Consider the following 14,300-nt stretch of genomic DNA (forward strand, 5'->3'; position numbering starts at 1 on the left):
AATTATGATGTTTTGATTCGGTCGCCAGTAATATTGAATCGGATGAGCGCAATTTGTTTCGATGTACGGCAGGTTGAGACAGGTTGCCTGCAAGGCATATAGCCCTTTCCAACCTCTCCGGCCTCGGACGCCACAATCGTGAATCACTCGGCTTGAGTTCTGAATCAAAAATCTGGAATTCCGAATCCATCCTCCGAAGTTTTGAATCGTTCGCAAGCAGATTGGAATCGCCGATCCGGCTCTTCGAATCCAATGAGCGCAATTTGTCTTAGGTTGCCGGCGCGTCGAGTAACGTTGCCGGGACATTGTCTCGCCTGACGCTCACTTTGCCTTGAGCAGGCCAACACCTCGAATTTCGTGCTGCCTTCCTCACTCCGGCGCCGTCAGGATCTCGAGAACGGTCTCCTCATCGAGCGCCTGGGCGTCGAACAGGCTCCGCACGAGCCGGTCGAAGGCAGATCGGTGTTCAAGGATGACCTCGGTCGCCATGGCCTGTGCCATCTCCATCCGCTGGTGAACGCGCCCGGCAAGATCATCATTGCGATTGAGGATGATGGCCGGATCGCGGTGATCAAGATAAAGCAGCGGATATCTGGCACCGAAGCCGAGGGCCTGCTCCATGTCGAGGGCGATCCGCGTCGCGCGAGCAAGATCGCTGTGCTCCGCGCCGCCTGCGCCGCTTCCAGCGGATTTGAGGACGATGAGCTCGGCAGCCCGACCGGCTAGAAGCATGGAGAGCATGCGCCGGTACCAATCGACGGTGTCGGTTCTCGCACTGCCAAAGGTCAGCGTGTTATGGCCACCGTCCTTCGTGTCGATCGTCAACGCTTTGATTGAACCGAGATGCAGGGCGTGATGAACAACGGCATGCCCGGATTCGTGGACAGCATGGCGCCAGCGAAGATCATAGGGCACTGGCGGCCGATGCCCGCGAATACCGGCCTCGATATCGGCATAGGTCAACGGCCGCTTCTCACGCCGCGCCTTCAGTCTGGCCTCGCGAACAACCCGCTCGATGTCGGCGCCGGTCAGTCCCGTTGCCCTTGTTGCCAGACGCCGCAACACCCGCTCGGCCGTCAGCCCGTTCCCGTCGCTTCCTTCTCCAGTTCCGATCATAGGGCTGCTCCTTCCTGCGTAGCACTTTCGGCGATGAGGTCGAGATCGGCGCCGAGGTGATGCGCGAGAATGCCGGCTAGCGCCGGAATGTCCGGGCGCGGGATTTCGATATGGGTCTCCAGCCGCCCGGACCGCCGAATTGCTTCGTCGATCTCATACGGCCGGTTGGTGGCGCCGACAACGATAACGCCCTCGCTTTTCACGGTGCCGTCGAGCAACTCGAGCATCTTGTTGACGCAGGTATTCCAGTAGTCGCTATGAGGGTGATTGCCCGGCCTGCGTCCGCCGATGCCGTCGATCTCGTCAATAAACAGGATGCAGGGGGTGAGGTCTCTTGCCTCGGCAAAGCTGTTCGCCATCCGGTGGAGTACGTCGTTGAGATAACCGCCCTGCAGCCACGTGGATACCGACGTGACCACCAACGGGACCTGTAGACTGTTGCACAGTGCCCGCGCAAAGATCGTCTTGCCGGTTCCGGGCGGACCGGACAGCAGCAGCTTCGTGCTCATATCCGACCAGTGGAGATCGCCGGTCCGGTAATCCTCAAGGTCGGCCTTCAGCCCCAGTGCCCAGTCCTTCGCGGCGCCGTAACCGGACAAGGCTTCGACAACCAGCGGGGGCTTCCCATCTTTTGCGTCTTCCGGCGCCAAGGATTGCGGCCGGATCACCTCGGCGCCGCTGGGCTTCCGCTTCCAACGTGCACTGCTGCTGCCGCCCGATCCCGACGAGGAGTCGCCGGACGACTTGTTGTCCTTGTCGGCCTCGTGACGCTGCGAGGTACTTTGCGAGATGATTTTGCGAGTGAAGGCACTGCCGTTACCCTCCGCATCGTCTCGGTTGCGCGCAGCAAGTCCGGCAAGTGCCTCAAGGCTCGCTTCGATGGACCGCCCCGGACGGATTGCAAGACTGAGATCGTCGAGCGTCAGGGCGGCGGCATCAATCAGACCGATGGCGCCCTCGTATTCAGTCATCGCCTCCCCGTGGACCGCTTCAAGAAGATCGGCAAGCAGCGATCTATCCATCCGCGCGCCCGACAACCTGATATCCGACGCAATGTCGATTTGGTCGGGGATGCCGTCTTCGGCCTCCGCGACGGCAAGTACCGGCGATCCGTGCGCCAGGGCCGAGATCAGTCTCTTGCGCATGACAGGCCGGTTTTGTCGAACATCATCCTCGGACAGCACGTAGAGAAATACTCTCTTGACCTCGGCCTCTTTCCACGCCCACATTTGCTCGTCGCTCATGAAGTCGGCGGACACGCCTACATATGGACCGAACAGAACGAGCGCGGTCTTCTCGACAAGCTGCAGCAGAGCCAGCTCGAAGCCCTCGACGGCAACTTCGATCGAAACGATTGGCGCCGGTTGGCGGAGAAGATTGACGAGCTCACGCAGTTCAATGCCCGCATTGCGGATGGCGCCGGCAAGTAGAAGCACCGTGGCGATATGCTTGATGCCGACTGCTTCGCCGGCGTCCGCGATAAGCCGGACGGTGTAGGCAAGCCGTTGATCCGTCTCCCGGCGATCCGCCGACGTCTCTACGGAATTGCGCCGCAGATGGGTGGCGAGGACAGGCGCAGGCCCGAGGGGATCGATATTGCCCGCCCTGTCCTTCGGCGGCTCGATCAGGAACGGCGCGAACTGGGTCCGGATCCAGTGCAGATCCCGGTCAGTGTCGCCGGTCAGATGGGAAAGATCGAATGCCGGCGTGTAGCGGTGAACCAGATGACCGTCGACATGGACGATCTTGGTGGTCACCAGCCCGTTCCGAAGAGCCTGGCGAAGAACCTCGCGGTGCGCGACATGACGCAGGCGACGGACGAGGAAATGAGCGAGCCGATCCATCAGCGCGCCTCCCTGGAGGCTGCCGCTGCGGAAATAATTTCCGCTTCGCCCCTGATCCACTTGCGGACCATGCGGCAGGCCGGATCGCCGCGGTCGGCCAGCGCATCGAGCCGCGCCATGACGGGCACGGGAATGAGAGTGCTGCCATCTCCGGCCCGCCGAGCGTGAGCAAGAGCAAGGCCGATGACCGCGGCTGCATCGGTATCGCGGACGCAGGTGCGACCTGCGACGTCGTTGTTGTCGTTGGCGGCGTCGCCCCGGAAGCCGAGTGATCGACGATGGTGATGTTTGGACATGCAATGTCTCCTCGCCGGACCGTGCAAGCGGTCGGCGTTTATGGAAAGGGAATGACAATGGGACAGGCCGCGGCGTCAGCGCCGCAACCATTGCCGATGTCGAGGGCCGATGTCGGAGCCGATCAGGCGTCGAGAAGGCGCCGGGCAAAGCCCACCCGGATGCGCTCCGGCGGCCAGGGCATCTCGTCGTCCTCATCGGCGGCGGGCTCATCCGCCTCGTCGTCAAAGGCTTCGAAGCAGTTGGCGTCGAAGACGTCGTCCTCGGGCTCGGAGCAAGCGATGACCCGCCGTCGGCTGCGCAGCGGACCGGATCGCAGCGATGCCAGGGCCGACGCGACCGCTGGCACCACGGCCGGCCGTTGGACGAAGCCGAGCGCGCGCCGCGCCTCGGCTTCGAGAAGCTGCTGCACGCGCTGGCCAAAGCGCAGACGAAGCTCCGCCATACAGACCGCCGCACCGTCGATGTCCAGCAGGTCATCGACCTCGGAAAGCGCCCACACACCTGCGGCATGGTCGCTTGGCCGGCTGGCGCCGTCGACGATGGCGACGCCGACGGTATCGACCATCATCCGCTTCTGCGTCTTGTAGAGCCAGTCCGGCAGGATCATTGCCGCAGTCATCAACTTCAGCTTCAATTCTTCCAGCCGGCTAGTATCCCCGTAGGATGCCAGCGATCGCTTGAGATCGAGGATCACGGCCGCGTGTTTCGCCCGGTTGACGACGATCAAGTCGGGCGTGTAGCTGCCTCTGGCCGGCGCCTCGCAATCGAGCCGGACACCTTCGAGGCTGCGCCAGTCGTTGCCGGCCACCGCCTCGATCGCCGCCTTGACCAGCGGCAACTTAATCGACTGCATCAGGACGACGAGTTCCGGGTTGGCCTTCGACAGGCGTTCGACCGCCTGCTCGAGTAGCTTGCCCTCACGAAACGAGACGGCACGGACCATGGAGGCGACGTTGACGTAGTGCCCAAGGATCTCGTCCTCGACCGGGTCGCCGTCGGCGATGGCGGCAATGGCCTTTTCGATCAACGCATCGAAGTCGGTCTCGATGTCGGGGTATCGCACGATGTGCGGATGGCGACGCAACACCGGCGGCTCTGGCCGGGTGGCAGGCCGGGCCTCGAACTGGCGATGCGACGTCGAGGTAACGGTGGACCGCTCGCCGGACGCAGCCGCCGCACAGATTGAACGGAGAACTTCCCCAACTGGGATGGGATTGTGTAGTCTGGTCATAGCCCGATTCCTTTTCACCAAGGCTTGAGGGTCAGGTCCTTGTCGGTGGTGCAAACACCGGCTTGGGCCGCTAAGCTTCACAATGAAGCCTCCCTTTCCTGGCAGGACCGGGACCAGATCTCAAGGATCCCCTAACAAAAAAGAGAACGAAGCCGGTACAAGGTTAACGGCGGGCTCACGCGGCGGCGGTCGCGGCGTTTTCGACAATGGTAAATCGAACGTTTCCGTGGCCTCAGTCATCCTTCGATACCGCCGGAATCAGAAAAGGGGCCCGAAGGCCCCTCACTTTGATGGCAATGCCGAACCCGGCAATGCGGCAGCTTCATGCCTCGACGGTTGTCCTGCCGACGTCGAGAAACGGAGGCCGAAAGCTCTTTGGCGTCTTGGCAGCGATATCGGCATCGCCGACAATCTCGACGTCGATCGGCAACATGTCTTCCTCGCCGTCTTCATCCAAGTCGGCGAGTTCGCCTGCCGACAGCAATTCGGTTTCGGCCGGATCGAGACTTGGCGCCTCGACCTGAACAATTCCGCTGAGCGCTTCCAGGCCATTCTGCATGATCACATCCGACCTCGGTCCCGCCACAGGTGCGTCTTCGGATGCTGCCAGTGGCCATTCAGGAAGCCTGGTCCGGGCGGTCGCCCAATCGAGCAGCGGCATCACCTCACTGGCGAGCCAGGATTGCAGCTCCTTTGCTTCCGGCCAGTAATCGCGCCCGCCGAGATTGTAGAGCATGGCGAGCACCGCACTCCAATGGCTTGCCTTCGGCAACCGGCTTTCCTGGATCGTGCAAGGATCACGGTCGAGTGGCTGGACAAAGAGAACCAGGCTGGAAAGCTCCCGGTGAGCAAGCCTCGCGGTAGCTTCCACCTGATCGATGAGCTTGCTCTTGACCAGCCGCTTGCCAGTGGCCCTGGCGGCAAGTGCGTCGCCGACTGTGGTCTGGAGTGCGGAGGTATGCTCAAGAAAGGAGGTAAGGCCTCCCTTGATTTTCAGAGCGATCATCGCTTTCAGACCATCGAGGCCGCCGATATCGGTCGGATCGGCATCGGCGTCGGCCTGATCCCTCGAAGACGCATCATCCTTGAGCAAGGCCTTGACGTCGCTCACCTTGATGCGGCCGTTACGCTCGGCAAAGGAAAGCGCTTCCTCAATTTTCTCCTCGGGGGCCGAGCTCAAATGGATGAGCACGGTCGGGCTGACGCCGAGCCAAACGATGCGCTCCCGGTAAACTTCCAGGTTCCGGAAGATCGCCCGATAATTTCGGGCGGTTTTCGGCTCGATGTCGCATCGCTCCTTGATCCACTTCCCGTAGGCGCCTTCCTCCACGAGCCCGGCAGCGTGCTCGAAAAGCCTGCCGAGATCGAAGATCTGGGCCGTGCTCTTGCGGCCGAGGGAAAGGATGTCGGCGGCGGTGGATTCCAGCTCCTTCACGGTGGCGCCCACGAGATCGTAGGCATCGTAGTTGAAGGGAACCGCCGGTGCCGCCTTTGTAGTCACATTCGTCATGTCAAAGATCCTTTGTTGCATTCAACAAGTATCAGAGGCACATCGCCATCTGATATACATATTGTCGCATAACAAGAGAATCCGGTAAATGTGTATAAATAGTTGCAGTCATAGTAAGATATAAATATATACTATATTTTATACATGGGATACTTAATATATGGTCCAAATGTGGAAAAATCAAATTTTGTTGCTTTTGGAATCTGAAGTATTTCGTATTACTATCTCAGATTGCAATCCTGCTTATCGAAGCCCGCGGCTTTCGTATCTTCGTTCCGCGCTGTCAAACTACAGGCGGAAATAATTTCCGTTGCATCAGCGTGATCGGATGGATGGCGGCGATTGGCCTTAGGCTCGCATTATCACATCAGCGAAAGCCTTGGAATCGTGCAAGCTTCGCAGCTTCAGCCCACACGCTCGTCGACCGAACCCTTTCTAAGGTCGGAACCGGGGAAACGTTGCTCGGACGATCTGCGATAGGTGTCTGGACTGCCGAGCCGACATGAATGCACATACCGCGACTGCCGTCTAAGGCCCTTCTTAAACTGGGCGCTGCGCTTAGCAAGCTTCTCCCTCGCGCCAGTACGTGACATCGGCGTCGGGTTGACGAGTGACCGCCTCGGCGCCGGAACCGGTCTGGCGGCTTTCTGTTGATTAAGCGCGAAACCCACCATCGTTGCACCCAGAGACTGCCTCGCCCCAGCCTGAAAACATCTACTGTCAGACCACACTTACACGTCGTCCCAAGAGTCAGAGGAGCGCTCGTCGTATAAATTGCGCCGCTTCCAGAGGCGGCCGGCCGAGTATCCGAGGAGCTAGAATGGCGGCAGTGCGAGACAGACATTCACTACCCCATCTTTCTCAGCCGAGGCGCCGGGAATCCCTCTCTCACCTCTTTGTTTATATAGTCTTGCTCTTCTTCTGATTGTTGGACTGGGTCACAGCGGGACGGAACTCCGCTGCGAAGAGTCTTGAAGGACTATAACACGGGCTCACCAATTCCCAGGACCTTCATTCGGGCAACGCGGCGTCAGAGCGCCTAAACTTTTGGTTGTCATTGCCCGACAGGTTGTGATTTCTGTGCTGGCGCACCATATTGACGACCAGCATTCATCGGGGCTTAGCGCAAGCACGCGGCACGCGAACCCCGGTTACAACGGGGACAACCTATGCCAATTCCAGCCGAGCACGCGCATCGCTACGTCTACCATTTTTCCCATACAGATAATTTGCCCGGATTGCTGCGGCACGGCTTCCTGGCGAACAATCATGCGCAGTTTCCCAGAAAGCATCGCTCGATCGCGGCGGAGGGCATCCAGGGCCGCCGAGCACTGATGAAGGTGACATGCGGGCCGGAGGGCTGCGTCCATGACTATGTGCCCTTCTATTTCGGCTCGGTAAGCCCGATGCTGCTGGGCGTCGTGAATGCAAAGAATGTCGATCAATATGATATTCTCTATTTTGAGTTCCCCATCGCCTTAGTCGAACGTGCGGATGCGGTCTTCACCGGCGCATCTGCGAACACGGCGGTCGCACCAGATTTCTACAACGATGCGGCGGAACTCGTACAGCTCGACTGGGCCGCGATCGACAGCAAAAAGTGGGGGAATCCTGACGAAAACTTTCGTCACAGGCGCATGGCCGAGGTGCTCATCCATGGTCAATTGCCAGTCAGTGCCGCGGCGCGCTGCGTCGTGTGGAACAAAGAGGCTAAGGAGCGTGTCGAAGCTATTGTCGGCAGCAGACCGTTTCCGCCCATCGAGTTTCAAGATCAATGGAACCGACCACACTGGTTCACGAACTTCGCGAGCAATGGAAAGAGCAGCCTCGTGAAGGGACCCGGCGAGATCGCGAGCATTCTCGAAAATGCAGTCGCCTACGTCGAGAAGCATGGCGGCGATCATGTAGACACTGCGACGTTCAAAAGCTTGAAGCGTCTGCGCGAAGGACTCCGCGTCGATTTCGGATGTCTACCGCATACTGCCGAACTGGTTGAACTGCGGTCGGAGAACGGCGTACACAAACGCACAGTCGATGTCCACACGAAGGAGGTCGTCACGCAGCTTCTGGCACTTGATGAATATGATGCGCTTGACGCTAAACAGCAGATGCTTATCGAAATCGCGGCCTATTTGCACGATATAGGAAAGGGGCCGCGCTCGCGTTGGGACGGCAATGGGGGTCTACAGAAGGTCGATCCTGACCATCCTGTTGGCGCGATGCCGATGATGGCCGAGATCCTGACCAAACATGTCGGCAGGGTCGGCGCGTCGTCTGCAAGAAGGTTGATGAAGCTTGTGTGCTATCATGACCTCGTCGGCGACGTCCTCGGGCAAGGACGCGACGAACAGCAAATACTCGATATCGTGGACGACGTGACGGAACTGGATATGCTGTTCGCGATCGCTAAGGCGGATGTCAGTGCCTTGGTTCCACATTGGTGGGACGAGGAGAAGGCAGCTAAATTATACCAACGCTGCGTAGAGACGATGGAAGAGGCGGAAGAGTAGGTCATGCTTGAGTTCGTTAAAGGCGACATGTTCGATGCTCCCGCAGATATACGCGTCAACACCGTCAATTGCGTTGGCGTGATGGGGGCCGGCGTCGCTCTGGCGTTCAAGCAGCGCTACCCAGAAATGTTCAAGGAGTATCAACGGGACTGCAAGGACGGTCGCGTTACCCCCGGAACAATGCACGTCTGGAAGCCCCTGACGGGGGACTGGATCATCAATTTCCCGACCAAGCGGGACTGGCGCGAACCATCGCGCTACGAGGATATTGACGCTGGCTTGGATGATCTGCGCTCCTATCTGGACGGGTTCGGCCCGGTGACCGTCGCGCTCCCCGCACTAGGCTGCGGGCATGGCGGCCTGGACTGGGAGCGCGTGTCGCGGATGATCAGCGACAAGCTTGATGGCGTCGATGCCCATGTGCTTGTCTTCGAACCTGCCGCGTCGCGGCAGGCTGGCCGCACAGCGACAGAGAATTCAAATGAGGACGAGCGGAAGAAAGCCGAACGGCTCGGCTACAACCTTGTCGAACGCGATAGCCTGCCAGGCTTGGAGGCGCCCGGCCCTCTCTATGTTTTGGGAGGTCCGCAAGCGCTGTCGCGGCGTTGGATCGGGCTGTTGCCCTCGCGCAATCCCGGTGAGCGCGAATTGCAGGCATTGCAGGCCATCGCGGCTGAACTGTCACGTTCGACCGTCGGCGAGACCGTCGCGCTGGTCTACGGTACTCGCGCCAGCGAAGACTTGGCCGAGATCTTCCTGAGGCAAGGCGTCGATGTCGTGATGTTACTACCTTTCGGCGTCCTTACCCGCAAAGCTCTGACGAAGCAGACCGGGCGGGATGGTGTCGGGTCGCTGAGCTTTGCATCGGCGGCGCCCGCCAACGGGAATTGGAGTCGGCAGCTTTTTGCGCAGACGATGGAAATGCTGCGGCAGAATGCCGAAGCCCTCCTTTTGTCCGATCCGGAACCCGAATGGCTTGCCAGCAAGGGGCTCGCCAAGTGGGGGCAAACGCCGATTTCCTATGTCCGCTATGAGACGACGCCGGCCGCCATGCGCGATGCACTGGGACGCGCGGGAGCACGACCGATCGGCCGACGTGGCGAGGAAGGCGCGCCCAATATCGATTTCCTGATTGGAAAGGACAGCGCGACAACGGCGTTGGGCGATCGCGCGGTCGCTAAGCTGTCGAGTGCGCCTGCCGAAGCGCCGAACATATCCACAACCGACGATGCATTGTTGCCGGGTGCCATCCTCACGCTGACGCTCCTCGAAGGCATGGAGACAAAACGACGCGAGATTCTTGATACCTTGGCGCAGCTTTCTACCATTCAGGTCGATCTGACAGTCACATTATCTCCGAATGCCAGCGAAGCTGACCGCCAACATCTGGTTGAGCTGGGCTTCACTACATTCAAGATTAGCGACGCGATTGAGCCAACGGCAGGTTTCAGGCATCACGACCGAGATTTCGAATGACCGACTTGGGGGCGCAAAGCGGTCATACAGGCTGGATTCGCCACAAGTCGGCTTCGGACCAATGGCTGCCGCCTATAACGCTTCCTGTTCACACCAAAGCGGAAATCATTTCCGCTTTGGTGCTGAAGTGTTTCGAGTGACAAGTCCCGATTGCAATTTTTGCCTATCGGTCCACCAGAACCGCGGTGGCGCGGTGACTTGGTCAAAGTCGAAGTGAGACGCCGACTCGTGCATCGCCCCTGTTCGCTGACGCCCGTCGGGAACGCTGCGCGTCGCATTTTCGCGACGATCAAAATCGTAAGCAGATACTTAACAGTGGTTGAAGTTTTGCCGAACATGTTTCCCCAACCTACAGATTCTACAGGCGAGTCTCAAAAAGGCACAGGCGGGGTGGCAACAAATTATTGCCAAAAAGATAGATATTATAGACACTTGCGCCTGCCAAAAAGTTGCGATACAAGCGCCTCCGACTACTCAACGGCCCATAGCGCCAACAGGAAAGGAGATGCAAATGATCGTTTCACGTTTTTTCGATACCGCTGTCTTCTCTTCCGGCGCGCCCTTTTGCGCTCGCTTTTCGCAGAGCCATCCGTTCGGCCCTACCCTCTCTGGCGACGCTACCTCCGCCGTCCATCGTCTTCGACGACGATGGCCAACGGCAGCAACAGGAGGTCCCTATGCCGACGAGCATCACATCTACCCGTGTTTCTTCAACCAAGCGGCGTGAACTCTCTGCGAGTCCTGCTGGCTATAGCCGGCATCTTGCTTGGTGGAAGAAGGAGCTGCCCGGCCTTCTAGCCAGGATCGACACCGTGTTGGCACAGGCGGTGGTGCCGCAGGGACCGCTATGTGTCTACATCGAGCCACGGGCGGTCAGCTTCCCTGAGCAGGCAGGCTTCAATCCGAAGGGATCGGTCTTCGCAAAATTCGAATTCCGGTTCACGCTGGATTTGCCTGCCAAGGTGGGACTGGCAGATATCGCGGTCGCCTTGCAGAAGGACGCATTGGAGCCGTTGGTTTCAGCGCAGCTCTGGGTGCGGGAGATCGATCACCACTCGGCTCACGCCGCAAGGGGCGGCCGAGCTGCCGATCTGCCGCCGCTTACGGTCAATTTGCTGAATGCCGTTTCGGCTTTCCAGGCAGCCGTCGTTCGCGCCGCAGAAGCTGGCAAATGATTGACCCTGTGCTCTGATCAAACACGGCGCTTTTCCGGTCGATCGCGAAGCTCTTGCCACTAGGCGGCAATAGTTTCCGCTGCGACCGGGCTCTCAGAGGGATCGCGGGCTGATACAACGCCCGCCTTCCGACCTCCCAGCAATTTTCGGAACGGAATTTGGCATGACGAAGAAGGTACTCATTTACGCTCGCGCAAAAACCCGCCGCGGAGGCGGATCGATTGAGGTGCAGATCAAACGCGGCAAAGAATTTGTCGCCGAGAACGACTGGTCGCTCGTGAAGACATACTCGGACACCGAAGTCACCGGCGTTGTCTTCAAATCGCGGCCGGGGATCCAGTCACTTTTCGCGCATCTCGAGCGCGAGAAGATCGATGCAGTGTTGTGTGACACGCTTCCCATACTGTCACGTCGGTTCCGCGTTCTCGTGAAGGTCCTCGGCGAACTTCGTCTCAATGGTGTCGAGCTTTGGGTTGCCGATCCCGGCGCGCAGATCGTCACCAGAAACCTGCTCGACCAACTCCCCGACTGTAACGACGCCGATCACAGCGGCAATCCTGCTGTTGAGTCGCTTCAGACCGATGCGGTCACGACTACCGGGATTGTCTCTCCTGCCTTTGGCTACAAGCTCTCGCACGCGCATAATGCTCAAGGCCAGCGCATTTCGGGGTTTCGGGTCGTGGATCCCCTGCAGAGCGAGACGGTCCGGCGCATTTTCGCGATGTACGCAGAAGGGTTCTCGCCGCGCCAGATCGCTGAACGCTTGAACGCGGAGGGCGTAGCGGCCCCTGGCGGCAAAGCATGGCGCGATACGACCATTCGCGGTGACCGATCTCGCGGAAACGACATTCTCAACAACGCGCTATACGTTGGCCAGCTCAACAGTCCAGGTGGATCGCCGCTTGCCTATCTGCCGCCGCTACGGATCCTCCGTGACGAACTTTGGGATCGCGTTCGAAGGCGGGACGCCGCAATGAGCGCGCGGTGCGGCAGAACCGGCGCCAGCCGCATGAAACTGAGCTAAGAGCTAAACGGGAGGGGTCGGCGATACATGCCCCTCCCTCAAATTTTAGGGACGGAATTGGACAGTGATAAAAGTAATTTTATATGCGCGTTACTCTACGGACCGTCAGACCGAGGTGTCGATCGAGACGCAGGTCGAACTCGGTAAGAGTTTCATCGAGAAGAAGGGCTGGACACTCGTAGACACCTATTCGGACTCCGCGATCAGCGGCACAAGTTTCGCGTCGCGTCCGGGCATCCAACAGCTTCTCGAACACGTGAAGCGTGAACAGATCGATGTCGTGCTTTGCGTCACCGTGGACCGGCTGTCGCGCGATATCGAGCACAGTTCGAAGATCCTCAAAGAATTGCGCTATCGCGACATCGAACTCTGGACCGTGCACGCCGGTACGCCCGTGACCGATATGGAACTGTCAATCCGAGCCGTCCTCAGCCACGAGCTTGTGGAACAGATCCGCTACCGAACCCGCGAAGGCATGAAGACAGCCGTCAGCAAGGGCAAGGCATCAACCTGTCTCGCCTACGGCTACGTGCTCTCTCAAACGCGCGACGCCAATGGCGATCGCGTCAAGGGATTGCGCGATATCGATCCAAAGAAGGCCGAGATTGTCAGGCGTATTTTCAGGATGTATGCGGATGGATCATCGCCTCAGGCAATTGCTGTCATCTTGAACAAAGACGGCGTCGAGGGACCGGACGGCGAATATTGGCGCGACACGGCGATCAGGGGACACAAGAGGCGTGGAAGCGGCATCCTCAACAACGAGAGCTATATCGGCCGCATCGTCTGGAACCGACGAACCTATCGCAAGAACCCAAAGACGGAGAAGCGTGTCGCCCGTTTCAACGACGCCAGTGAATGGGTCGTATCGGAGGTCCCTTCTATGCGCATCGTTTCCGACGAACTCTGGGAACGTGTCCGTGCTCGAGACAAGGAGGTCGGCGATCTTTACGAAAGCGCGTCAAGCAACCGTCTCAACGCAACGCACCGGCCGGAATATCTTCTCAGCCACCTTCTCGAATGTGCCGAATGTGGTGGGCCCTACGCGATCAATGGCAAAGACCGCTATAGCTGCACAAACCGCAAGAAACACTTGCCGATTGACGATCTCGGCGGCGGCGGCTGCTCGAACAGCAAGACGATCACACGTCACGAGATCGAAGGACGGGTGCTGAACTGCATTCCAGTGGCGTTCTTCTCCATGGGCACGATCGACCGCGTTTCGGAAAAGATGATCTCGCATGAAGTCGCACTCCTGAGAAACGCCCCCTCGCGACGGGCCGAACTGGAGGGAGAGCTCAAAAAGGTGGAGCAACGCCAGCGCAGCATTATCCAACAGATCAGCGATCGCGACGTCGAAGGGCGCCCTCGCCTCGCCGCCCTGGACGACCAGCTCGATGAGCTGGAGGAAAGCAGGACAAATCTTGCCGCCGAACTTGGCGACGCCAGAAAGCCGGCGGACGATTTCACAGAGAAGGTCGCGCGCCTTAAGGCGCAGTTCAACGCGGACAACATAGAGATTGTGATCCGCAAGCTCATCTTCCTGGCTCGCAACGACGCTGACGACTACGCAAAGCAGCGGCTGATGCCGATTGTTCGCGATCTTATTCAGAGAGTGGTGATCGGCAAAACGCCGGGCCATCAGCCGGCGACACTTCAAGTGCACGGCTCGATTGCCAACATTATGGCCTCGATGGAAGTCATCGACCTCTTGCAGCGTCAGTTTATCGTGGCCGCGCAGAACGACTTAATGGAGAAGCTCGCTTCGGGCGAGATCGACACCGAGGACAAAAAAGAAAAGCTCCTCGACGCATATGCCGAGGAGCTCAAAGGCAAATACCCAGAGTGGGCAAATTTGCAAGTGTCAGTGGTTGCGGGGGCAGGATTTGAACCTGCGGCCTTCAGGTTATGAGCCTGACGAGCTACCGGGCTGCTCCACCCCGCGTCACGACGTTTTTGCCATGGGCAAAATAGTTCGGGTTTTTGCTGTAGCAAAATACCCCTTTTTGGAGCAAACCGGAAGGGTTTGTCTCCAGTTGCAAATCCGACGATTTGCGTTGTTTTGTCCGGTTGCTAACGCAAGCGGGCCGCTGATGGCGGCCCGTTTACGTGCGGCT

The 14,300-nt window shown here is 59.1% G+C and carries 10 protein-coding genes and 1 tRNA gene; 5 read left to right on the forward strand and 6 right to left on the reverse strand.

The window, feature by feature from the left end; translation table 11 throughout:
* Positions 1-369: 369 nt before the first annotated feature.
* From AB4Z52_RS12710 to AB4Z52_RS12730, 5 genes are all read right to left on the reverse strand, one after another.
* Positions 370-1,116, reverse strand: coding sequence for an ATP-dependent Zn protease (locus tag AB4Z52_RS12710; protein ID WP_442218276.1), 747 nt, complete (start codon positions 1,114-1,116; stop codon positions 370-372).
* Entirely contained in the window at positions 1,113-2,960 is a 1,848-nt protein-coding gene (locus AB4Z52_RS12715) for an AAA family ATPase (protein ID WP_442218277.1), read from the reverse strand. The genes AB4Z52_RS12710 and AB4Z52_RS12715 overlap by 4 nt, the downstream gene beginning before the upstream one ends.
* Positions 2,960-3,256, reverse strand: coding sequence for a hypothetical protein (locus tag AB4Z52_RS12720; RefSeq protein ID WP_442218278.1), 297 nt, complete (start codon positions 3,254-3,256; stop codon positions 2,960-2,962). Before AB4Z52_RS12720 ends, AB4Z52_RS12715 begins: the two co-directional genes overlap by 1 nt.
* 122 nt (positions 3,257-3,378) lie before the next feature.
* The gene (locus AB4Z52_RS12725) at positions 3,379-4,488 is read right to left on the reverse strand and encodes a hypothetical protein (RefSeq protein WP_442218279.1); all 1,110 of its coding nucleotides are present in this window, start codon (positions 4,486-4,488) and stop codon (positions 3,379-3,381) included.
* Between the two features lie 322 nt (positions 4,489-4,810).
* Positions 4,811-5,998 (reverse strand): hypothetical protein, encoded by a 1,188-nt coding sequence (locus AB4Z52_RS12730; protein ID WP_442218280.1) that lies wholly within the window; start codon positions 5,996-5,998, stop codon positions 4,811-4,813.
* A 1,169-nt stretch (positions 5,999-7,167) separates the two neighbouring features.
* On the opposite strand from AB4Z52_RS12730, the gene AB4Z52_RS12735 reads away from it, so the two are divergent.
* The 5 genes from AB4Z52_RS12735 (at position 7,168) to AB4Z52_RS12755 (ending at position 14,095) form a co-directional block, all read left to right on the forward strand.
* The gene (locus AB4Z52_RS12735) at positions 7,168-8,508 is read left to right on the forward strand and encodes a DarT ssDNA thymidine ADP-ribosyltransferase family protein (protein ID WP_442218281.1); all 1,341 of its coding nucleotides are present in this window, start codon (positions 7,168-7,170) and stop codon (positions 8,506-8,508) included.
* Positions 8,509-8,511: 3 nt separating this feature from the next.
* The gene (locus AB4Z52_RS12740; protein ID WP_442218282.1) at positions 8,512-9,984 is read left to right on the forward strand and encodes a macro domain-containing protein; all 1,473 of its coding nucleotides are present in this window, start codon (positions 8,512-8,514) and stop codon (positions 9,982-9,984) included.
* Between the two features lie 677 nt (positions 9,985-10,661).
* Entirely contained in the window at positions 10,662-11,159 is a 498-nt protein-coding gene (locus AB4Z52_RS12745; protein WP_442218283.1) for a hypothetical protein, read from the forward strand.
* A 163-nt stretch (positions 11,160-11,322) separates the two neighbouring features.
* Positions 11,323-12,183, forward strand: coding sequence for a recombinase family protein (locus AB4Z52_RS12750; RefSeq protein WP_442218284.1), 861 nt, complete (start codon positions 11,323-11,325; stop codon positions 12,181-12,183).
* 115 nt (positions 12,184-12,298) lie between these two features.
* Positions 12,299-14,095, forward strand: coding sequence for a recombinase family protein (locus AB4Z52_RS12755; RefSeq protein ID WP_442218288.1), 1,797 nt, complete (start codon positions 12,299-12,301; stop codon positions 14,093-14,095).
* On the opposite strand, the gene AB4Z52_RS12760 is transcribed toward AB4Z52_RS12755, so the two are convergent.
* Positions 14,052-14,128: transfer RNA gene (locus AB4Z52_RS12760), tRNA-Met, on the reverse strand. The genes AB4Z52_RS12755 and AB4Z52_RS12760 overlap by 44 nt on opposite strands.
* Between the last annotated feature and the right edge of the window lie 172 nt (positions 14,129-14,300).

Source organism: Rhizobium sp. 2YAF20, from assembly GCF_052114685.1.
Taxonomy (GTDB): Bacteria; Pseudomonadota; Alphaproteobacteria; order Rhizobiales; family Rhizobiaceae; genus Rhizobium.